The sequence below is a fragment of the Neorhizobium fuzhouense genome (assembly GCF_042611105.1).
GTDB lineage: Bacteria > Pseudomonadota > Alphaproteobacteria > Rhizobiales > Rhizobiaceae > Neorhizobium > Neorhizobium galegae_A.
In genome coordinates this window covers 57,983-78,934 of the sequence record NZ_JBHFFP010000002.1, presented here as the reverse complement: position 1 = coordinate 78,934, position 20,952 = coordinate 57,983, and the positions used below count along the sequence as shown (strand labels likewise).

16 protein-coding genes are annotated in these 20,952 nt (G+C 62.8%); 15 read left to right on the top strand and 1 reads right to left on the bottom strand.

What is annotated here, in order from left to right; genetic code table 11:
- Positions 1-84: 84 nt before the first annotated feature.
- Complete coding sequence (gene sthA / locus ACEXP3_RS04235; protein WP_377296161.1) at positions 85-1,557, bottom strand: Si-specific NAD(P)(+) transhydrogenase; 1,473 nt, start codon at positions 1,555-1,557, stop codon at positions 85-87.
- A 226-nt stretch (positions 1,558-1,783) separates the two neighbouring features.
- Between sthA and ACEXP3_RS04230 the strand changes: the two genes are divergently transcribed.
- The 15 genes from ACEXP3_RS04230 to ACEXP3_RS04160 all read left to right on the top strand — a co-directional run bounded on the left by ACEXP3_RS04230 (position 1,784) and on the right by ACEXP3_RS04160 (position 20,832).
- Entirely contained in the window at positions 1,784-2,527 is a 744-nt protein-coding gene (locus ACEXP3_RS04230; protein ID WP_377296160.1) for a FadR/GntR family transcriptional regulator, read from the top strand.
- Between the two features lie 101 nt (positions 2,528-2,628).
- Positions 2,629-4,137, top strand: a complete 1,509-nt coding sequence (locus tag ACEXP3_RS04225; RefSeq protein ID WP_377296159.1) for an ABC transporter substrate-binding protein — start codon at positions 2,629-2,631, stop codon at positions 4,135-4,137.
- Between the two features lie 107 nt (positions 4,138-4,244).
- Positions 4,245-5,192, top strand: a complete 948-nt coding sequence (locus tag ACEXP3_RS04220) for an ABC transporter permease (RefSeq protein WP_377296158.1) — start codon at positions 4,245-4,247, stop codon at positions 5,190-5,192.
- Positions 5,189-6,058 (top strand): ABC transporter permease, encoded by an 870-nt coding sequence (locus tag ACEXP3_RS04215; protein ID WP_377296157.1) that lies wholly within the window; start codon positions 5,189-5,191, stop codon positions 6,056-6,058. The genes ACEXP3_RS04220 and ACEXP3_RS04215 overlap by 4 nt, the downstream gene beginning before the upstream one ends.
- Positions 6,059-6,075: 17 nt before the next feature.
- Positions 6,076-7,860 carry a gamma-glutamyltransferase family protein gene (locus ACEXP3_RS04210; protein ID WP_377296156.1) on the top strand — a complete coding sequence of 595 codons (1,785 nt, stop codon included), beginning with the start codon at positions 6,076-6,078 and terminating at the stop codon, positions 7,858-7,860.
- 3 nt (positions 7,861-7,863) lie between these two features.
- On the top strand, positions 7,864-8,622 hold the full coding sequence (locus tag ACEXP3_RS04205) for a DUF1028 domain-containing protein (protein WP_377296155.1): 759 nt from the start codon (positions 7,864-7,866) through the stop codon (positions 8,620-8,622).
- Positions 8,619-10,427 carry an ABC transporter ATP-binding protein gene (locus tag ACEXP3_RS04200; RefSeq protein WP_377296154.1) on the top strand — a complete coding sequence of 603 codons (1,809 nt, stop codon included), beginning with the start codon at positions 8,619-8,621 and terminating at the stop codon, positions 10,425-10,427. The genes ACEXP3_RS04205 and ACEXP3_RS04200 overlap by 4 nt, the downstream gene beginning before the upstream one ends.
- Before the next feature lie 147 nt (positions 10,428-10,574).
- Complete coding sequence (locus tag ACEXP3_RS04195) at positions 10,575-12,662, top strand: hydantoinase/oxoprolinase family protein (RefSeq protein WP_377296153.1); 2,088 nt, start codon at positions 10,575-10,577, stop codon at positions 12,660-12,662.
- A gap of 4 nt (positions 12,663-12,666) precedes the next feature.
- Positions 12,667-14,415: a hydantoinase B/oxoprolinase family protein gene (locus ACEXP3_RS04190; protein WP_377296152.1), complete on the top strand. Its 1,749-nt coding sequence runs from the start codon at positions 12,667-12,669 to the stop codon at positions 14,413-14,415.
- 274 nt (positions 14,416-14,689) lie between these two features.
- Positions 14,690-15,979 carry an ABC transporter substrate-binding protein gene (locus ACEXP3_RS04185; protein ID WP_377296151.1) on the top strand — a complete coding sequence of 430 codons (1,290 nt, stop codon included), beginning with the start codon at positions 14,690-14,692 and terminating at the stop codon, positions 15,977-15,979.
- A gap of 121 nt (positions 15,980-16,100) precedes the next feature.
- Positions 16,101-16,982, top strand: coding sequence for a branched-chain amino acid ABC transporter permease (locus ACEXP3_RS04180; protein ID WP_210104669.1), 882 nt, complete (start codon positions 16,101-16,103; stop codon positions 16,980-16,982).
- Complete coding sequence (locus ACEXP3_RS04175; RefSeq protein ID WP_377296150.1) at positions 16,979-17,941, top strand: branched-chain amino acid ABC transporter permease; 963 nt, start codon at positions 16,979-16,981, stop codon at positions 17,939-17,941. The genes ACEXP3_RS04180 and ACEXP3_RS04175 overlap by 4 nt, the downstream gene beginning before the upstream one ends.
- Entirely contained in the window at positions 17,938-18,660 is a 723-nt protein-coding gene (locus ACEXP3_RS04170) for an ABC transporter ATP-binding protein (RefSeq protein ID WP_377296589.1), read from the top strand. Before ACEXP3_RS04175 ends, ACEXP3_RS04170 begins: the two co-directional genes overlap by 4 nt.
- Positions 18,660-19,361 (top strand): ABC transporter ATP-binding protein, encoded by a 702-nt coding sequence (locus ACEXP3_RS04165; protein ID WP_210104671.1) that lies wholly within the window; start codon positions 18,660-18,662, stop codon positions 19,359-19,361. The genes ACEXP3_RS04170 and ACEXP3_RS04165 overlap by 1 nt, the downstream gene beginning before the upstream one ends.
- Positions 19,348-20,832: a hypothetical protein gene (locus ACEXP3_RS04160; RefSeq protein ID WP_377296149.1), complete on the top strand. Its 1,485-nt coding sequence runs from the start codon at positions 19,348-19,350 to the stop codon at positions 20,830-20,832. Before ACEXP3_RS04165 ends, ACEXP3_RS04160 begins: the two co-directional genes overlap by 14 nt.
- The last annotated feature ends 120 nt before the right edge of the window (positions 20,833-20,952 follow it).

Here is a 20,952-nt window from a genome sequence, read left to right as displayed (position 1 = left end):
TTGCGCGGTCCATACCGGCAGAAACGAAAAAGCCCCGCACGCGCTGTCTGCGCGGCGGGGCTCGATTGTTTCCGGTGCTGACTGTCAGGCCGACTTTGCCGGGGCAACCTCGGGTGTTGCCGGGTCGAGCGACTGCGAGGTTGCAACCGGCGCTTCCTTCGGTCCTTCGCCCATGCGGTTCCAGGCGTCGAGACCGGCGATCTTGTAGGCTTCGGCAAGCGTTGGATAGTTGAAGGTGTTTTCGACGAAATATTCGACCGTGCCTTTGAGGTTCAGCACCGCCTGGCCGATATGCACCAGTTCGGTTGCGCCTTCTCCCACGATGTGAACACCGAGAAGCCGGCGCGTCTTCAGCGAGAAGATCATTTTCAGGAGGCCAGAATCGAGGCCCATGATGTGGCCGCGCGAAGTTTCGCGGAAATGCGCGATGCCGGCCTCATAGGGAATGCCGCGCTGGATGACTTCTTCTTCGGTGAGGCCGCAGGTGGAGATTTCCGGTACGGCATAGATGCCGTAGGGGAAATATTGCGGCGGCTCGTTGGCCTCGGCGCCCACCGCGTGACGGGCGGCGATGCGGCCCTGTTCCATCGAGGTGGAGGCAAGGCTTGGGAAACCCACCACGTCGCCGGCGGCATAAATGTGCGGCACGGCGGTCTGGAACGTGTCCGGGTCCACCTTCAGGCGGCCGCGGCTGTCGGCCTCAAGCCCGCAGGCGGAAAGGTTGAGCGCGCTGGTGGCGCCGACGCGGCCGGCGGCAAACAGCACCATTTCTGCCTGTAGAACGCGCCCGCTCTTCAGCGTCACGCGGCACTTGCCTTTCGGCTGCTCGCGCTCGACCTTTTCCACCGTCTGGCCAAAGATCAGCTTCATGTTGCGGTCCCGCAGCTGGTAGGCAAAATCCTCGACGATTTCCTTGTCGATGAAGTCGAGCATGGACTCGCGCGGCTCGACCACGGTGACCTGGGTGTCGAGCGTGCTGAAGATCGTGGCATATTCGATGCCGATGACGCCGGCCCCGACCACGACGAGAGAGCGCGGCACGGCCTTGATTTCCAAAAGCTCGTCGCTGTCGATCACGGCATCGCCGTCGAAGGGAATGTGTTTGGGGCGATACGGCCGGGTGCCGACGGCAAGCAGGATCGAGGCGCTGGTCAGCCGCAGGATTTCTCCGTCGACCTTTTCCACCTCGATCGTATGCGGATCGACGAACTGGGCACGGCCGCGCATCTGCTGCACGCGGTTGCGGGCGAACTGGTGCTCCAGCACTTCCACTTCATGATCAAGGGTGATCAGCAGGCGGCGGCGCAGGTCTTCAGCGCTGATTTCCTGTTTGACCCGGTAGGAGCGGCCATAAAAGCCGCGCTCGCGCCAGCCGGTGAGATTGAGCGCGGTTTCGCGCAGCGTTTTAGACGGGATCGTGCCGGTATGCACGGAAACACCGCCCACCCGTCGACCCTGTTCGATGACCAGAACCTTTTTTTCCAGCTTGGCCGCCTGGATCGCGGCGCGGCGGCCGGCAGGGCCACTGCCGATGACGATGAGATCGTATTGGTACATGAGGGTGCCTCGTCTTCCGGTGTGATGCTTATTGCAACGCAACAAATGATTTGGGTCAAATGATAACGTCGATATCTGACCAATTTCTCTTCTGGCGACGACGTTCCGGAAAAATAATCACAGGCGGATGCATATTATTTAAGCAAATCCGATTGTGCTCAGATTCTGGCTTGACTTCCGGGCGACCTTTGCCCGAAGATGAACCAATCGCCAATTGGTTCACACAATGGTACAGACGCAGCCACCCCTCGACAATGCCAATTACGCACTGGAAAAGCTGCGCGCCTTGCTGCACGAGGGCGACTTCGGCGCCGATGGCAAACTGCCCACCGAGCGGGCGCTGTCGGAGCGTCTCGGCATTGGGCGGCGCGCCGTGCGCCAGGCGCTCGAGGTGCTCGAGGCGGAAGGCGCGGTCTGGCGCCGCCAGGGCTCTGGCACCTTCGTCGGCCAGCGGCCGGATACGCTGGCGGGCGAGGTCGGAGCAATTGTTGCCGGCACCGATTTCATGGAGATCATGGAGGTGCGCCTGCGCATCGAGCCGCAGCTGGCGCAGCTTGCCGCCTTGCGCGCCAAGCCCTCCGAATTGGTTCGCATGCGCGAACTGGCCGTCAAGATCACCAAGAGCGATGACGCGGATGCGCGGGAGCTCTGGGATGGCGCGCTGCACCGGCAGATCGCCCAGAGCGCGCGCAACCGGCTGTTCCTCACCATTTTCGATGTGATCAATCATGTGCGCCAGAACGAGGCCTGGCAGAACATTCGCGAACGCGCCCGCACCGACAATGGCATCAACCTGGCCTATGCCCAGCATGCCGACATCATCGACGCCATTGCGTCGCGCGATCCAGCGCGCGCGGGCGAGGCCATGCGCCAGCATCTGCTGATGCTCCAGGAGCGGCTCATCCGTGCCACGTCGCTCGATAGTATCGAACCCGCACTATCTGCCGAACCGGTGGAAGTCGTGTCCTGAACATGTCCCGGGCGGCTCGCCTAGGGTTGGGAAAGCCGGCGGCACAAGCCGGCACCCGTGAATGCCAGAAACCCATTGCAATGGATCAGAGGAGAATGACCATGTCCCGTTTTCTGCGCCTTACCACGGCGCTTGCCTTCACCGCGCTGACAGCGCTGCCAGCCGCCGCCGTCGAGTTGAAGATCGGCCTGCAGGATGATGCCGACGTGCTGGATCCGGCCCAGTCGCGGACTTTTGTCGGGCGCATCGTCTACACCGCCCTGTGCGACAAGCTGGTGGATGTCTCGCCGGACCTGAAGATCGTGCCGCAGCTGGCCACCGAATGGGCGTGGTCGGAAGGTGGCAAGGTTCTGACCATGAAGCTGCGCGACGGCGTCAAATTCCATGACGAGACGGTAATGGATGCCGCAGCTGTCGTTGCCACCATCGAGCGCAACCTGACGCTTCCCGAATCACGCCGCAAGAGCGAACTGTCCTCCGTCGAAAAGATTGAGGCGACCGGCCCGCTGGAAGTAAAATTCACACTGAAGAAGCCGGACGTGACGCTGCTTGCCCAGCTCTCCGACCGGGCAGGCATGATCGTCTCGCCGAAGGCTGCCAAGGAACTCGGCGCCAATTTCGGCTCCAAGCCGGTCTGCGCCGGTCCGTTCAAGTTTGTCGAGCGCGTGCAGCAGGACCGTATCGTCCTTCAGAAGTTCGCCGATTACTGGAACAAGGACAATGTCTTCATCGACAAGGTGACCTACCTGCCGATCCCGGATTCGACCGTACGGCTTGCCAACCTGCAGTCGGGTGACCTCGATTTCATCGAGCGTTTGGCACCGACCGATGCGGCGGCCGTCAAGTCCGACAGCAAGCTCACCTATGCCGACGTCGTCAACATCGGCTACATGGCGCTTTACGCCAATATCGGCAACGGCCCGCGCGCCGACAACCCGTTCGGCAAGGACAAGCGCCTGCGCCAGGCCTTTTCGCTCGCCATCGACCGCGATGCGCTGAACCAGATCGTTTATGAAGGCACAGCCGTTGGCGGCAACCAGCCGTTCCCGCCGAACAGCCCCTGGTTCAACAAGGCCATTCCGGTGCCGGCGCGCGATGTGGACAAGGCAAAGGCGCTCGTGAAGGAAGCCGGTTTCGACCGCGTGCCCGTGGAAATGCAGATCCCCAACAACCCGGTTGCTCAGCAGATGATGCAGGTGGTGCAGTCGATGGTGGCGGAAGCCGGTTTCGACGTGCAGCTGAAGTCCACCGAATTTGCCACGCTTCTCGATGAGCAGACGCGCGGCAATTATCAGCTGTCGCGTTCCGACTGGTCGGGCCGTGTCGATCCTGATGGCAATATCCACCAATTCATCACCTGCAAGGGCGGTATCAATGATACCAAATACTGCAACCCCAAGGTGGACGAACTGCTGAACGAGGCGCGTGCCTCCACGGACGACGCCGTGCGCAAGGAAAAGTATGATGCGGCGAGCGTCATCCTCAACGACGACATGCCGATCATCTATCTCGGCCACCAGTCGTGGATCTGGGCGATGAAAAAGTCGGTCACCGGTTTCACCGCCTCGCCGGATGGCATGATCCGCCTCGTCGGCATGAAGAAGGGCTGATCGCCTTTACGTGAAAGACAAGAGGGAGGCCGAACGGCCTTCCGGGCGTCGCGGAGTTCAGCCCGCGGCGCCTCCATCCCACCCAGTCCCCGTGAAGGATGGCCTTGATGCCTGTCTATATCGGAAAACGTCTGCTGGTCGCGATCCCGACCCTGCTGATCATCTCCATCTTCGTCTTCTCGCTGCAGAAGCTGCTGCCGGGCGATCCTATCCTTGCCATGGCCGGCGAGGAGCGTGATCCGGCCGTCCTGGAACTGCTGCGGGAGAAATACCGCCTGAACGACCCGATCCCGGTGCAATATGTCCATTGGATCGGCGGCGTGCTGACCGGCGATCTCGGCATTTCGCTGCGCACCAACCAGCCGGTGACGGAGCTGATTGCGCAGAAACTGCCGGTCACCATCCAGCTGGCGGTGATGTCGATGATCTTTGCCTTCGTGATCGGCGTGCCGATGGGAATTCTGGCAGCGGTGAAGAAGAACACGGTGCTGGATTACGTCGCGAGCCTCGTGGCGCTGTCTGGCCTGTCGGTGCCGAATTTCTGGCTCGGCATCATGCTGATCCTGCTCGTCTCGGTGAACCTCGGCTGGCTGCCGGCGTCGGGCTTCGAATCGATCTTTGTCGATCCTGTGCGCTCGCTGCAGACCATGATCATGCCGTCCTTCGTGCTCGGCACGGCACTTGCCGCCACCCTGATGCGCCATACGCGCTCGGCCATGCTCGGCGTTCTCTCGGCCGATTATATCCGTACCGCCCGTGCGAAGGGCTTGTCCCCGCGCGACGTGATCCTCAGCCACAGCTTTCGCAATGCGCTTCTGCCGGTCATCACGCTGACGGCGCTGCTGTTTGGCGAATTGCTGGCGGGTGCGGTGCTCACCGAACAGATCTTTACCATTCCAGGCTTCGGCAAGCTGATCGTCGATGCCGTGTTCAACCGGGATTACGCCGTGGTGCAGGGCGTCGTCATGTGCACCGCCGTCGGCTTCATCCTGATGAACCTCATTGCCGACATTCTCTACGTTCTCCTCAATCCGCGTCTGAGGGCAAGCCTATGACCATGATCGAACAGGCGCCGCTCACCGCCAAACGCGAGAAAAGTCGCGCCTGGAAGAAGTTGAAGGCGAGCCGCAGTGCGCTGGCCGGCCTCGTCATCATCCTGTTTTTCGCAATTCTCGCGGCCGCTGCCCCCATTCTGCCGATCCCCGATCCGGTGGCGACCAGCTGGTCTGCCATCCGCAAGGCGCCGTCTGCCGCCCATTGGCTCGGCACCGATGATCTCGGCCGCGACATTCTCTCGCGCATGATCTGGGGCGCGCAGGCGTCCCTCATGGCCGGCGTCTTTTCCGTGGCACTGGCCGTCGGCATCGGCGTGCCCTTCGGCATTCTTGCCGGTTATTTCGGCGGCTGGGTGGATCTCGTCATCTCGCGCATCACCGAAGCACTGCTCGCCATGCCCTTCCTCATCATGGCCATCGCGCTTGCCGCCTTTCTGGGCCCAAGCCTTACCAATGCGATGATCGCCATCGGACTTTCCGCCATGCCGATCTTTGTGCGGCTGACGCGCGGTCAGGTGCTGTCGGTCAAGCAGGAGGAATATGTCGAAGGCGCCCGCTCCGTCGGCCTCGGACACGTCGATATCATGGTGCGCTACATCCTGCCCAACGTGACGGCACCGATCATCGTGCAGGCGACGCTCACCATTGCGACTGCCATTATCGCCGAAGCGAGCCTCTCCTTCCTTGGCCTTGGCCAGCAGCCGCCGGCGGCTAGCTGGGGCTCGATGCTGAATGTGGCTAAGAACTTTCTCTCCCAGGCACCGTGGATGGCCATGTGGCCGGGTGCCGCGATCTTCCTCGTGGTGATCGGCTTCAACCTTCTGGGCGATGGTCTGCGCGATGCGCTGGACCCGCGCGAACACTGAGTGCAAAGGCAAACGACATGACTGATTTTACCACTCGGCCTGAAATCCTCGGCACGTTCGGTGTCGTCACCTCCACCCACTGGATCGCGTCCGCCGTCGGCATGAGCATTCTGGAAAAGGGCGGCAATGCCTTCGATGCAGCAGTCGCCACCGGCTTCGTGCTGCAGATCGTCGAGCCGCATCTCTGCGGTCCCGGCGGCGATATGCCGGCGATCATCTATTCCAAGAAGACCGACAAGGTTGAGGTGATCTGCGCGCAGGGCCCGGCTCCCGCCGGCGCCACCATCGAGCATTACACATCGGAAGGCTTAAAACTCATCCCCGGCGATGGGCTTCTCTCCACCGTCATTCCGGGCGCCTTCGATGGCTGGATGCTGATGCTGCGCGATTACGGCACCATGTCCGTGCGCGAGGTGCTGGAGCCTGCCATTTATTATGCCGAGCATGGCCATCCGGTGCTGCCGCGCGTATCCGCCACCATCAAGGGGCTTGCGGATTTCTTCGCCAAGGAATGGCCTGCCTCGCATGAGACCTGGCTTCCCGGCGGTTCAGCGCCCGAGCCGCATTCGAACTTCAAGAACCCGGTTCTTGCCGAAACCTGGAAGCGGATCATTGCGGAATCGGAAGCGAAATCCGGCCGCGAAGAGCAGGTCGAGGCCGCACGCGATGCCTTCTATCGCGGCTTCGTCGCGGAACGCATCGATACCTACCTCAAGACGGCCGAGGTGATGGACGCAAGCGGCATCCGCCACAAGGGCGTGCTGACGGCCGACGACATGGCAAACTGGAGTGCCACCGTCGAGGCGCCGCAGACGTTTGATTATCACGACTGGACGGTCGCCAAGACGCCGGCCTGGGGGCAGGGGCCGGTGCTTCTGCAGTCGCTGGCGCTGCTGAAAGGCTTTGACCTTGCCGCGATGGACCCGACCGGCCCTGATTTCGTCCACCATGTGGTGGAAGCGATGAAGCTCGCTTATGCCGACCGTGAGGTCTATTACGGCGACCCGGATTTCGGCCAGATCCCGACGGACACGCTCCTCTCGGACGGCTATAACAACGAGCGCCGCAAGCTGATGGGGGCGGAAGCCTCGATGGAACTGCGCCCCGGCACCGTGCCCGGCTACGAGCACCAGCGTGACGCGACCATGGCCATGCTGGCGGAATTTTCCGGCAAGGGCGCGGTCTATGAACCGACCATGTCGCATCTCACCGAAAAGAAGGGCGATACCGTCCATATCGATGTCATCGACCGCTGGGGCAATATGGTGTCCACCACGCCGTCAGGTGGCTGGCTGCAGTCCTCGCCCACCGTGCCGGGTCTCGGTTTTGCGCTGAATTCGCGCGCCCAGATGTTCTGGCTGAAGGATGGCCTGCCGACCTCGCTTGCGCCGGGCAAGCGCCCGCGCACGACGCTGACGCCCTCGCTTGCGCTGCACCAGGGCCGCCCGACGCTGGCGTTCGGAACACCCGGTGGTGACCAGCAAGACCAGTGGCAGCTGCCCTTCTTCCTGCGTTATGTCCATCACGGCAAGAACCTGCAGGCCTCCATCGATGCGCCGCTGTTCCACACCACGCATTTCCCCGGCTCGTTTTATCCGCGCACGTCGGAGCCCGGCCATATCATGGTGGAAGCAGGTTTTGGCGAAGCGACCATTGCAGACCTTCGCCGTCGCGGCCATCAGGTGACCGTTGCCGACAACTGGACGGTCGGACGCCTGACCGCCGCGCGCCGGGATGCAGACGGCCTGCTGCGGGCAGCGGCCACGCCGCGCCTGATGCAAGCCTATGCCGTGGGACGTTGAGCCATGACCTGGTCCATTGTCGCTCGCGATCCTGAAACCGGCCATCTCGGCATTGCCGTTGCCAGCCGCTTCTTTGCCGTTGGTTCGGCCGTTCCCTATATGCGCGGCGGCATCGGTGCCGTCGCCACGCAAGCCTTTGTGAGTCCGCTCTACGGAACGGATGGGCTTGCCATGCTCGGGCAAGGCAAAAGCCCGCAAGACATCATCGATACGCTGACGGCGCGCGACGACGGCGCCCAGCAGCGGCAGTTGCACCTCATCGATGCGACCGGCCGCAATGCCGTCTTTACCGGTGCCAAATGCATCGATTGGGCCGGCCATATTATCGAGGATAATGTGTCGGTTGCCGGCAATATGCTGGCGGGGCCGCAAGTGATCGAAAAGACGCTGGCAGCTTATAAGGATCTGGCCAGCGCCCCCTTTGCCGAGCGGTTGCTCGGCGCCATGGAGGCCGGCGAAGCGGCCGGCGGCGACAAGCGCGGCAAGCAGTCGGCAGCGCTGACCATCTACCGCGATCAGGATTACGCCTGGCTCAGCCTGCGCGCCGACGACCATCCCGATCCGCTCGAAGAACTCTGGCGGCTCTATAATGTGGCGCAGGAGCGCTACATCCACGTGGCCGAGACCATGCCGACGCGGGACAATCCGCATGGCCTGATCGACCGCAGTGAAATCGACCGCAAGATCGCAAGCCTCGAGGCCGAACGCATCGCAAGCGGCCGCGACAGCGCATCCTTTGCCACGCCCTGGAAACCGTCATGACCGCAGAACCGATCCTTTCCGTGCGCGATCTCACCACCGCCTTCCGTGCCGATGGCGGCTGGAAACCGGTGGTGAGAAACGTGTCCTTCGACGTCTCTGCCGGGGAGACGCTCGCCATCGTCGGCGAATCCGGCTCCGGCAAGAGCGTGACGTCGCTGTCGATCATGCGGCTTCTGGCGGAAGGGGCGAGCCGCATCGAGGGGGAGGTGATCCTCAACGGCCGCAACCTTCTGGCGCTCTCGGAAAAGGAGATGCGGGCTGTGCGCGGCAACGAGGTCTCGATGATTTTTCAGGAGCCGATGACCTCGCTCAACCCGATCTTCACCATCGGCCGGCAGATTTCCGAGGTGCTGACGCGTCACAAGGGCATGACGAAGACAGAGGCGCGGGCGGAAACCATCCGCATGCTGGAGCGGGTGCGCATCCCCAACGCCAACACCCGATTCGACGAATATCCGCACCAGTTCTCCGGCGGCATGCGCCAGCGGGTGATGATCGCCATGGCGCTTGCCTCGCGCCCGAAACTGCTGATCGCCGACGAGCCGACGACGGCGCTTGACGTCACCATCCAGGGCCAGATCCTCGACCTCATCAAGGAGTTGCAGGACGAGGAAGGCATGGCCGTGCTGTTCATCACGCACGACATGGGCGTGGTGGCCGAGATCGCCGACCGCACCGTGGTGATGTTCCGCGGTGACGCGGTGGAAACCGGCCCGACCTCCGAGATCTTCCACCACGGCGAGCACCCCTATACCCGCGCGCTTCTCTCGGCAGTGCCGAAACTCGGTTCGATGGAAGGCCGCACAGCGCCCTTGCGTTTTCCGGTGGTGGACACAAAGACCGGAATTTCGGTCGCCCCGATCGAAAGCAAGGCAACCGTCTCCAGCCAGCAGCCGATCCTGGAGGTCAAAAACCTCGTCACGCGGTTCCCGGTCCGCTCCGGCCTGTTCAGCCGCCAGACCGGCTCCATCCACGCGGTGGAAAACGTCTCATTCGATCTGCGCCAGGGCGAAACCCTGTCGTTGGTCGGCGAATCGGGCTGCGGCAAATCCACGACCGGGCGTTCGATCATGCGGTTGATCGAGCCGACATCCGGCCAGATCCAGCTCGACGGATACGATGTGCGCGGCCTGGGCTCGCTGGAACTGCAGCGGATGCGCAAGAGCATCCAGATGATCTTTCAGGACCCGTTTTCGAGCCTCAACCCGCGCATGAGCGTGGGGCAGGCGATTGCCGAACCCTTTTTGAAGCACCGCCTCGGCAACCGGGCAGAAGCGCGCGAAAAGGCGGCCTACCTGTTGGAGCGCGTCGGCCTGTCGGGCGATATCATGGGGCGCTTCCCGCATGAATTTTCCGGCGGCCAGCGCCAGCGCATCGCAATTGCCCGCGCGCTGTCGCTCGATCCAAAGGTGATCGTGGCGGATGAAAGCGTGTCGGCATTGGATGTGTCGATCAAGGCGCAGGTCTGCAACCTGCTGCTCGACCTGCAGGAGAGCCTCGACCTTGCCTTCCTGTTCATCAGTCATGATATGGCGGTCGTGGAACGCGTCAGCCACCGCGTCGCCGTGATGTATCTCGGCGAGATCGTCGAGATCGGCCCGCGCGCCGCCGTCTTCGAGAATCCGCAGCATCCTTATACGAAGAAGCTGATGGCGGCGGTGCCAGTGCCGGATCCCGCCCGTCGCGGTATCCGCCGCGGCATTTCCAATGACGAGCTGAAGAGCCCCGTCCGTCCCGTCGGTTTCAAGCCGCCGGTGCGGCAATATCGCGAGGTGTCCGACGGGCATCTGGTGCAGGTTGCCTGAGCGCCGGGAGCAGACCGGATCGCGTTCGAAGGCCGCTGCCGATGCAGCGGCCTTCGTCGTTTTGGTTGTCGGTCTTGCAGCTTGACAGGCAGCAAAAAGCGGCTTTAACTCGTTCGTATACAAACAAATAAAAAACGAGGAACAGCCGTGTCTCAGCACTTGCCCCGGGGGGATGACTCCCGGATTGCGCCCGCACGTCAATCGGTTGTCGCCGGCATCGATGTCGGGGGCACATTTACCGATCTGGTGCTGTTTGACGCCGCCCACGGCACAGTGCGACTGGCCAAGGTTCCGACCACCCTCGACAATCAGGCTTTTGGCGTCATCCATGCGCTGAACGCGGCCGACGCCGATATCGCGGCTCTCGATCTCATCGTCCACGGCACCACGACCACCACCAATGCGGTGCTGGAGCGCCAGCTCTGTCGCACCGGCCTCATCACCACGCTTGGCTTTCGCGATGTGCTGGAGCTTGGCCGGCGTACGCGTCCGCAGGCCTATGGCATGAAGGGCGAGTTTCACCCGATCATTGCGCGTGACCTGCGCCTTGAAGTGCCGGAGCGAATGGATGCGCGCGGCAACGTGGTGACGGCGCTTGACGAAGATGCGTTTCGCGCTGCCGTCATGCGGCTGATCGAGATGGATTGCCAGGCACTGGTCATCCACTTCCTGCATGCCTATGCCAATCCCGCCCACGAGATCCGCGCCGGCGAGATCGCGCGGGCTCTCTGGCCGAACGGCAATATTACGCTGGGACATGCGCTTCTGTCGGAAAGCCGGGAATACGAGCGCGGCGTCACCGCTGCCGTCAATGCTTCCGTACAGCCGCTGCTGCGGCGCTATGTAGAACGGCTGGCCGATACGCTGGCGGCACGCGGGTACCGGCATGACGTGCTTGTCATGAACGGCAATGGCGGCATGGTCTCTGCCCGCCATGTGGCAAACGAGGCGGCAAAGACGGTCATGTCCGGCCCCGCCTCGGGCGTCATGGCGGCCGCCTATACCGGACGGCGCGCCGGCATGGGCAACCTCATCACCTATGACATGGGGGGCACCTCGACGGATGTGGCGCTGATCCGCAATGCCGAGCCGACGGTCTCCAACGAGATCGAGGTGGAATATGCCATGCCGATCCATGTGCCGATGGTGGATGTGCGCACCGTCGGCGCGGGGGGCGGCTCGATTGCGAGCATTACGGCGGCCGGCCTGTTGCAGGTGGGGCCGCAGAGTGCCGGTGCGACCCCCGGTCCGATCTGCTATGGGCGCGGCGGTGAAAAGCCGACGATTTCGGATGCCAATCTGCTGCTCGGGCGTCTCAACCCCGCCCGGCTTGCAACCGTACCGGGTGGCGTCACCCTTCAGGATGTCAAGGATATCTTCGGCGCCACCATCGGTGCGCCGCTGGGGCTGGATGCGATCGAGGCGGCGGCGGCCGTCATCCGCATCGCCAATGCCCGCATGTCGGATGCGGTGCGCATGGTGTCGGTGAGCCTTGGCGAGGATCCGCGCGATTTTGCGCTGTTTGCCTTCGGCGGTGCCGGGCCGCTGCATGCGTCGGCCATCGCCCGCGAGCTTGGTATTCCCAAAGTTCTGGTGCCGTCGCGGCCGGGTATCACCAATGCACTCGGCTGCGTGGTGGCCGACCTGCGGCATGACTTCGTGCAGACGGTCAACAGGCCGCTGGCGATCGCCGATCTTGATGCGGTGCATTCGATCTTTGCGCGCCAGAGCGCCGAAGGGCGAAGCCTCATCGGCAAGGAGGCCGTCAGCATCCGGAATATCCGCGAAATCCGCTCCGTCGACATGCAGTTCATCGGCCAGACGCATGTGCTGCGCGTGGCGCTTCCCGATGGAGTGCCGAGCCGGGAAGACCTGCAGCGGCGTTTTGAGGAGGCCTATTTCGCCCGCTTCCACGTCGAACTGCCGGAAATTCGTGCCAATCTCGTCAACGTTAACACCTCCGTCATCGGCGAGCGCGAGGAGATCGACCTCTCGGCCCTGATCGATCCCGCCGGACGCCGGGCGCGGCTTGAGGATGCGCAGACCGGAACGCGCAGCGTCTGGTTCGATGGCTTTGTCGAAACGCCCGTCTACTGGCGCGATCATCTGCCTCTTGATGCGGTGATTGCCGGGCCGGCGATTGTCGAGCAGATGGATACGACCATTCTTCTCGAACCGGGCGACAGCGCCGCCCAGGACCGCGACGGCAATCTCATCATCACGGTCAAAGGCTGATCCCATGCAGATCGATCCGATCACGCTCTCCGTCATCCAGTCCGGCCTGCAGCAGGTCTGCGACGAGATGGACCTGTCGTTTTCGCGCGCCGCCTTTTCGCCGGTGATTGCCGAGGCGAACGACCGTTCCGACGGGATCTATTCTGCGGTCGACGGGGCGCTCATCGCGCAAGGCTCCACCGGGCTTCCGGTCTTCGTCGGCACGATGCAATATTCGACGCGGGTGCTGATCGAGATGATCGCCGCCGGCACGGCGGCAGCCCCGCAGCCCGGTGATATCTATATCGTCAACGACCCCTATCTCGGTGGCACGCATCTCATGGATGTGCGCTTTGCCATGCCGGTCTATCGCAATGGCAGGATTTTCTGCTGGCTCTCCAATACCGGCCATTGGCCGGATACGGGCGGCGCGGTGCCGGGTGGCTTTTCGGCGTCTGCCACCTCCGTCGAGCAGGAGGGCTTGCGGCTGCCGCCGGTGCGGCTCTTCAAGCAAGGCGTGCTCGACCCGGAAATCTACGCCATCATCTGCTCCAACATTCGCGTCTCCGAGCAGCGCATCGGTGACGTGAAGGCGCAGGCCGCAGCACTTCTCGTCGGTGAAAAGCGTCTTGAACGTCTGCTCGACCGCTATGGCGATGCGGTTGTGGAGGCGGCAATCGAGGAATTGCGCCTGCGCGCCAGCCAGCAGATGCGCGCCAATATCCGGCTGATCCCGGAGGGCGTCTATCGGTCGGTTGCCTATATCGACAGCGACGGGGTGGTGAACGAACCGCTCGAAATCCGCCTCTCGATCGCCGCAAAGAACGACAAACTCACCTTCGATTTCACCGGCTCGTCAGAGCCGTGTCGCGGGCCGATGAATTCGGTGCTCGCCACCACGCTGTCCTCCGTCTACCTCGCCATGCGCCACATCTTTCCCGATGTGCCGATTTCGGCGGGCGCGTTTGAGCCGCTGGACGTGATCCGCCCAGAAGGTACGTTTCTTGATGCGCAGTATCCGCGCCCTGTTTCCGGCTGTGCGGCAGAGGTCAGCCAGCGCATCGCAGAAGCGGTGTTTGCAGCCCTTGTCGAGGCACTGCCCGATCGCGTCACGGCTTCGCCCGCCGGCAGTTCCGGCAATTTCGCGCTGGGCGGCTTCGATCCCGAACGGGGGCAGGGCTATGTCATGTACCAGATTTCCGGCGGCGGTTATGGCGGCAATGCCAATCATGACGGACTGGCGAACGGCTGCTCCACCATCGGCATCTCCAAGGCGCCGCCGGTGGAGATCATGGAACAGCAGTATCCGGTGCTCTACCACCGCTATGCACTGCGCGAGGGGTCCGGCGGGGCCGGCTATCATCGGGGCGGCTTCGGGCTGGATTACGAGATCGAGCTCAGGCGCGGTGACGCAACGGCAAGCTTCGTCATGGATCACGGGCGCTTCGGCCCGCCGGGGGCACTTGGCGGGCGCGATGGCAGGGTGAACCGGGTGATCGTCGCGCGCGACGGTGTCGCCATGGAGCCGGAACATCTGTCCAAGGCGCAGGATATTCCCTTAAAGCCCGGTGACCGGGTGCGGGTACAGACGCCGGGTGGCGGCGGCTATGGCGATCCGCTGCGGCGGGATCCGGCAGCCGTGGCGCGCGATGTGCGGCTGGAGCGCTATACGGCCGGCGAGGCTCTGGATCTCTTCGGTGTCGTGGTGTCCGACGCGGGCGTGCTGAATGAGCCGGCAACCGATGCGGCACGCGCAGGACAGGGTGAGGCATGAGGAGAAACAATCAGTTACGGGAGGGAATGAAGGATCGTGCCGCGATCTGACCGAACCTTGAGAAATCCTTGTCGGCCGCTGCCATGGGCAGGCGCCGACCGGGCCTAAGGCTAATCGGAGGACCTATTATTTTCTTGTGCGGACAATGGTCTTTGCTATCGTGCGGCGCATATCACGCCTGCGCTTTTGGGGATGAGGATGTCTGTCAGGGGATACAGACCATCCAAACTTCCGTTTGTTGTTCTGATCGATCCATAAAAAAAGGGGAATGAGCATGCATCGGGATTCAAAGACATTTCTGCCGCTGTCGCGTCGTCATCTTCTCAAAACCGCAGGCGGTGCCGCAGCCGCGCTCGCAAGCCCTGCCGTGCTGCGGCCGGGCTTTGCCCAGAGCGGCACGATCAAGCTTGGCGCGCCCATCCACCGCACGGGCATCGGCGCCTCCTATGGCCGCTGGTATGAGCGCACGGCCATGGCCGCCGTCAAGGTGGCCAACGAGATGGGAGGCATCAACGGCCGCCAGATCGAACTTATCGTCGAGGACGATGGTACGGACCCCAAGCGTGGCACGGAAGTGATTGAAAAATTTGCCTCGCAATACAAGGTGGATGCCGTTTTCGGCCACCTGTTCTCCAACGTCGTCGCAGCCGCTGCACCGCGGGCCGGGGAGCTCAAACTGCCCTATTTCATCTGCTCGGAGGCAAGCCTTCTCGGAGCGGGCAAACTCAATCGCTACACGTTCCAGCCGGGCATTACCGATGTACGGGCGCAGGTGACTTCGATGGCACCCTGGATCGGCGACACCCTCGGCAAGAAGGTGACGATGATCTATCCGGATTACAATTTCGGCCATGATCACCGCGATTTCTTCACCGCCGCCATCAAGGCGCAGGGCGGCGAAGTGGTCGGCAAGATCGCCGTGCCGCCGACGGAAACCTCCTTCACCCGCTACTTCCCGCAGATCCCGCCCTCGACGGAGGTGATCTATCACGTGATGGTCGGCCCGGCGGTGCTCACCTTCGTCAAGGAACTGGGCGATTATCTCGGCAGCAAGCGCCCGGAGATTTTCGGCTTCATCGACTCGCTGGAAGGCGTCGATTTTGCCACGCCGCAACTCGGCTTCCTCGAAGGCTCCTACTTCTGGGAGGCCTATCCGCGCTATGCCCAGGTCAACCAGAGCGAGTTCGACAAGTTCTTCCGCGAGAAGGTTGGCGTCGATGCCAATGGCGCCAGCGTCAAGGATGGCAAGGACATCTCGACCTATTCCCACATGTTCTCCATCTGGGAAACGCTCTTCGTGATGAAGCAGGCCATGGAGCTTTCCAACTACAAGGGCGAGGCGCAGAAGAAGGATCTCGTGGTGGCGATGGAATCCATCTCCACGATCGCCGAAAGCCGCGAGCATCCGCAAGGGGCAAAGCTGTTCAACGGCAAGACACACCAGGTCTTCGGCTCGCAGAACATTTCCAAGGTCGAAGGCGGGAAGCTGAAGGTCGTGCATCGCACCTCCATCGAGGACGGCCTTTACGATACGGATGCCGATTACACCAAGTTGGCTCTCTGATCTGCGCTCTCTCTGGACAAGCAAGCTTCGCCGGCCACCGGGCCGGCGAGGCAAGGTCAACTGCGTCCGGCGATTGCTGAAAGGCAGTTTCGGACGCTGATGCAAGGAAGGCAGCCTCCCCATGGCTCTTGGGCCTTATCTCTTTCTGGCAACCCTTGAGGGGCTTGTGCAGGCGGCGGTGCTGTGCATCACGGCGGCCGGCCTGTCGCTGGTCTTCGGCGTCATGCGGGTGGTGAACGTCGCCCATGGCGAATTCGTCATGCTCGGTGCCGTCATCGCCTGGTTTGCCGCAAGCCTCGTCACCGGCCATCCGGCCATCGGCTTTGCCGTGGCGCTCGTCATCAGCCCGGTCATCGTCGGAGCGATTGCCTTTGCCGGCGAAAGGCTGATCCTGAAGCGGCTCGATTACAATCCGGAAGCCACCATCGTTGCCACCATCGGCCTTCTCTACATTCTCCAGCAGACGGTGCTGATCGTCTACGGCCCCGATGCGCGGCCGGTCGATCCGCCTTTCTATTATACGATCCGCTTCCCGTGGTTCGGCTATTCCAGCTACAAGCTGTTCGTCATTGCCGCCGCCATTGTCATCATGGGCGCCATCTGGTTCGTGCTGCAGAAAACCAGGGCCGGCCTCATCATGCGCGCGGCCCAGTTCGACCGTGAGACGGCGCAGGCTTTTGGCATTCCCGTCGACCGGGTCTCGGCCGTGGTGTTTGCCGCCGGCGCCGGACTGGCAGCGCTTGCCGGCGTGCTCGTGGTGCCGATCCAGCAGGCGCATTACCTGATGGGGGCCGATCCGCTGCTCCTCTCCTTCATTGTCGTCATCATCGGCGGGCTCGGCAGCATGTCCGGCACGGTGGTGGCTGCCATCCTGATCGGCCTGTCGGACGGCATCCTGTCGGTGATGTTTTCGCCGACCCTTGCCAAGATGGTCTCGACGCTTCTCGTGGCGCTCGTGCTCGTCTTTCGTCCGAACGGCCTGTTTGGAAAGGCGGAGCGATGACGAAATCGGCTTACCGCAACAATCTGGTCCTCAACGCCGGCGTCCTTCTGATGCTGTTTGTCCTGCAATTCGTGCTGCCGGATTATCATGTGCTGATGGCCACGCGCATGATGGTGCTTGCCGTCTTTGCCCTCGGCTTCAATGCCCTGCTTGGCTATATCGGTCTGTTGAGCCTCGGCCATGCGATGTTCTTTGCCGCCGGCCTCTATGGCGCGGGCCTCACCGTCTATCACTTCGGCTGGAGCCTGCCTTTCGCCTTCGGCTTTGCCGTCCTCGCCTCGGCGGTCGTGGCGCTCGTCATCGGGGCCGTGGCGCTGCGCACCATCCGCGTCTCGTTCATGATCGTCACGCTGATGTTTGCGCAGGTCGCCTATCTGATGGTGCTATATTTTGCCGAATGGACGAACGGGCAGGAGGGGCTTTCGCTGCCGATGTCGGCGCGTGCGGTGGACCTGTTTGGCTGGACGCTCGATCTCTCCAGCGCGCTCACCCGTTACAATCTCGCTTTCCTGCTTCTGGCGCTCTGCCTCGTGCTGCTGTTTGCCTATCTTGCGAGCGCACGCGGGCGGGTGGCGACGGCCATCCGCGACAATGAGGGACGGACCGAAATGCTCGGCTTCAACGTCTTTGCCGGCAAGCTCGAAATGTTCGTCATCTCGGGCGCGATGTCGGGGGCAGCGGGTGCGGCCTATGGCCTGCTCTTCGGCTATATCGGCTCCACCTTCGCGTCCTTCCAGTATTCCATCGAAGCGCTGCTGTTTACGCTGCTCGGTGGCGCCGGAACGATCATCGGACCGCTCCTCGGCGTTCTTCTGATGGTCGCGATGATCGATAAGCTCAGCGAACTCACCTCCGCTTACCTGCTGGTGATCGGCGTGGTGCTGATTGTCGTCATCCTCTGGTTTCCGAAGGGAATTCTGGGCACGGTCCGGGAAAGGTGGGCGCCATGGCTTCTTTGACACCGCTTCTGGTGACCTCCGGCCTGAAGCGCCATTTCGGTGGCCTGAAGGCGGTCGACGGGGTGAACTTTACCCTCTACGAGGGCGAGATCCGGGCGATCATCGGCCCGAACGGCGCCGGCAAGACCACCTTCGTCAGCCTGCTCTCCGGCCGCACCGACGTGTCCGGCGGCACCATCACCTTTGCCGGCGAAGACGTGACGCGACTGCCGGCCTATAAGCGCGTGCAGCGCGGCATCGCCTATACCTTTCAGATCACCAATATCTACCCGACGAAAACCGTGGCGGAGAATGTCCGTGTTGCCGTGCAGGGCAGGGCGCACCGCCACAGGGGCGCGCCACTTGATTTCGAAGCGGAAACGGCGCTTGCACTCGATGCCGTGGGCCTCTCCTCACGGGCGGATGCAATTGCCGGCGAACTTGCCTATGGCCATCAGCGACTTCTGGAAATTGCCATGGGGCTGGCGCTCGAACCGAAGCTTCTGATCCTGGACGAGCCGACGCAAGGACTGTCGGATGCGGAAATCGAGGACTTCCTCGTCCTCGTGCGGCACATTTCCAGCCGCGCCACGGTCCTGCTCATCGAACACAATATGCATGTGGTGATGTCGCTTGCCGACAGGATTTCGGTCCTGTCGCGCGGGCAACTTCTGGCCGAGGGGACGCCCGCCGAAATCCGCGACAATGCCGCCGTGCAAGAAGCCTATCTGGGGGCGTGATGCTGACGATCGACAATTTCGACGCCTATTACGGAAAAAGCCAGGCCTTGCGCGACTTCTCGGTCAAGGTCGCGCCGGGTGAGGTTCTCTGCCTTCTCGGCCGCAACGGAGCGGGCAAGACGACGGCGCTCAAATCCATCATGGGCATCGTGAAGCCTCAGCGGGGGCGGATCGTGCTGGATGGTGCGGACCTGACGGGCCTGCCCGCCAACCGCATCCCCATGGCGGGGCTCGGTTACGTGCCGCAAGGGCGGCGCCTGTTTGCCGAACTCACCGTGCGGGAAAATCTCGAGATCGGGCTGATGACGCGCAAGAGCGGGCCGCATGCCCTGGAGCGGGCGCTTTCCTATTTTCCGGCCCTTCGGGAACGCTTTTCGCAGCGCTCCGGCACGCTGTCGGGCGGCGAGCAGACCATGCTGGCGATTGCCCGCGCGCTCTGCATCGAGCCGACGATCCTGATGCTGGACGAGCCGACGGAAGGGCTGATGCCGAGCATGATCGCCACCATTCGCGACGTGGTGATCCGCCTGCGCGACGAAGGCGTCGGCGTACTGCTGGTGGAGCAGCGCATCGATGCGGTGCTGCCGGTCGCAAGCCGCATCGCTTTCATGGATCACGGCGAGATCAAGGCTGAGATGGAGATCGATGCGGTGCGCGCCGATCCATCGGTCCTGAAAACCTATCTCGGTGTCGGCCATTGAGGGAAGCGAGGCAGCGCGGATGATGGAGGAGGCGCGCAATGTACGGGTCTGGGCCGCTCTCTGTCTTGCCATTCCGCTCGCCTGTCTTGCGCCTGTGGGCGCCCTGGCGCATGGCGCGGAAGGCGGCATCGTCCTGCTCTTGCCGACGGGCTATTACCTCGCCGGCGCCGCCTTCGTGGTGGCAATCACCTTCCTGCTGTTTTCGCTGCTGCCGGACGGTTTTACCCGCTGGCTTTATGCGAGGATCATCCGGTTTGCGGCCGTCGCCGCGCCACCCGGTGCATGGATCAGCCTTGCCTCCTTCCTTGCCATGACGGTGATGGTGCTTGCGGGGTTTTTCGGCAGCCGTGACCCGCTGCTCAATCCGCTGCCGGCGGTCATCTGGACGCTCTGGTGGGTGTGCCTCACCATCGCACACGGGCTCTTCGGCCATCTGTGGCGCGTGCTCAATCCGTGGAGCGGGCCGCTGCACCTCCTGCGGCGGCTGGTGAAAAGGCCGGTCGGCGCGCAGGCGCTTCTGCCGCTGCCGGCGGTGCTTGGCTATCTCCCGGCGCTTGTGCAGTTCTATGCCTTTGCCTGGTTCGAGCTGGTGGATTTGAGCCCCAGCGATCCGGCCCGCCTCGCCATTGCCGTCAGCCTCTACTGGTGCCTCAATCTTCTGGCCATGCTGGTGTTTGGCGAAGCCACCTGGCGCATGCGCGGCGAACCCTTTTCGCTGTTTTTCTTCCTGATCGCAAAACTGTCGCCCATCGGCTTCTACCGCACCCCGGAGCGCAGGCTCTGCCTGTTTCTCTGCTGGCCCGGAAAGCAGCTGTTCGATCTGCTGCCGCTTTCCGTGAGCGGCATGGCCTTCATCCTGCTGACGCTTTCGACAGTGACGTTCGACGGCTTTTCCCGCACCTTCGTCTGGCTCTCCGCCATCGGCGTCAACCCGCTGGAATTTCCCGGCCGCAGTGCCGTCATGCTGTCCTCCAGTCTCGGCATCCTTCTCGCCTTTGCGGCCCTCGCCAGCCTTTTTGCCCTGAGCGTCGTCCTGGGATGCTGGCTGTCCGGGACACGCCCGATGCTGCCGGTCGCCGGGCGGCTGATCCACAGCATCATTCCGATTTCCGTGGCCTTCCAGCTGTCGCATTACCTGACGCTGGTGCTGGTCGAGATGCAGAACCTCGGGGTTGCCGTGTCGGATCCCTTCGCGCGGGGCTGGGATCTTCTGGGGCTTGCGGATCACCACGTGACGACCTCCTTCCTCTTCACCTTCGAGGGCGTGCAGGCAATCTTCAATACGCAGACGGCAGCCATCGCGCTTGGGCATGTGGTGGCGGTCATTCTCGCGCATGCGCTGATGGCCGAGAGCGCAGCCGGGACGCCGGGACACAAGCGCCGGCTCTTCTGGCTGGAACTGCCGTTTGCCGGCCTGATGGTGTTTTATACCGCCTTCGGGCTCTGGCTTCTGTCTACGCCGAGGATTTGAGCCGAGGATCTGAGCCGGAGATCTGAGCTATGACGGGAAGCAAGGCATGGTGCGTGAGGCCGGCCATTCTCCTTTCCGACACGGGCGCATGGCGGATGTGGATCAGGAGCGGAGGCCGGT

Bases quoted from the DNA above. Each gene is read 5' to 3' on its own strand.
- ACEXP3_RS04180 (WP_210104669.1), top strand. From the start codon at position 16,101: ATGGCTCTTGGGCCTTATCTCTTTCTGGCAACCCTTGAGGGGCTTGTG.
- ACEXP3_RS04165 (WP_210104671.1), top strand. From the start codon at position 18,660: ATGCTGACGATCGACAATTTCGACGCCTATTACGGAAAAAGCCAGGCC.
- ACEXP3_RS04190 (WP_377296152.1), top strand. From the start codon at position 12,667: ATGCAGATCGATCCGATCACGCTCTCCGTCATCCAGTCCGGCCTGCAG.
- ACEXP3_RS04175 (WP_377296150.1), top strand. From the start codon at position 16,979: ATGACGAAATCGGCTTACCGCAACAATCTGGTCCTCAACGCCGGCGTC.
- ACEXP3_RS04225 (WP_377296159.1), top strand. From the start codon at position 2,629: ATGTCCCGTTTTCTGCGCCTTACCACGGCGCTTGCCTTCACCGCGCTG.
- ACEXP3_RS04205 (WP_377296155.1), top strand. From the start codon at position 7,864: ATGACCTGGTCCATTGTCGCTCGCGATCCTGAAACCGGCCATCTCGGC.
- ACEXP3_RS04220 (WP_377296158.1), top strand. From the start codon at position 4,245: ATGCCTGTCTATATCGGAAAACGTCTGCTGGTCGCGATCCCGACCCTG.
- ACEXP3_RS04230 (WP_377296160.1), top strand. From the start codon at position 1,784: ATGGTACAGACGCAGCCACCCCTCGACAATGCCAATTACGCACTGGAA.
- ACEXP3_RS04200 (WP_377296154.1), top strand. From the start codon at position 8,619: ATGACCGCAGAACCGATCCTTTCCGTGCGCGATCTCACCACCGCCTTC.
- ACEXP3_RS04215 (WP_377296157.1), top strand. From the start codon at position 5,189: ATGACCATGATCGAACAGGCGCCGCTCACCGCCAAACGCGAGAAAAGT.
- sthA (WP_377296161.1), bottom strand. From the start codon at position 1,557: ATGTACCAATACGATCTCATCGTCATCGGCAGTGGCCCTGCCGGCCGC.
- ACEXP3_RS04210 (WP_377296156.1), top strand. From the start codon at position 6,076: ATGACTGATTTTACCACTCGGCCTGAAATCCTCGGCACGTTCGGTGTC.
- ACEXP3_RS04185 (WP_377296151.1), top strand. From the start codon at position 14,690: ATGCATCGGGATTCAAAGACATTTCTGCCGCTGTCGCGTCGTCATCTT.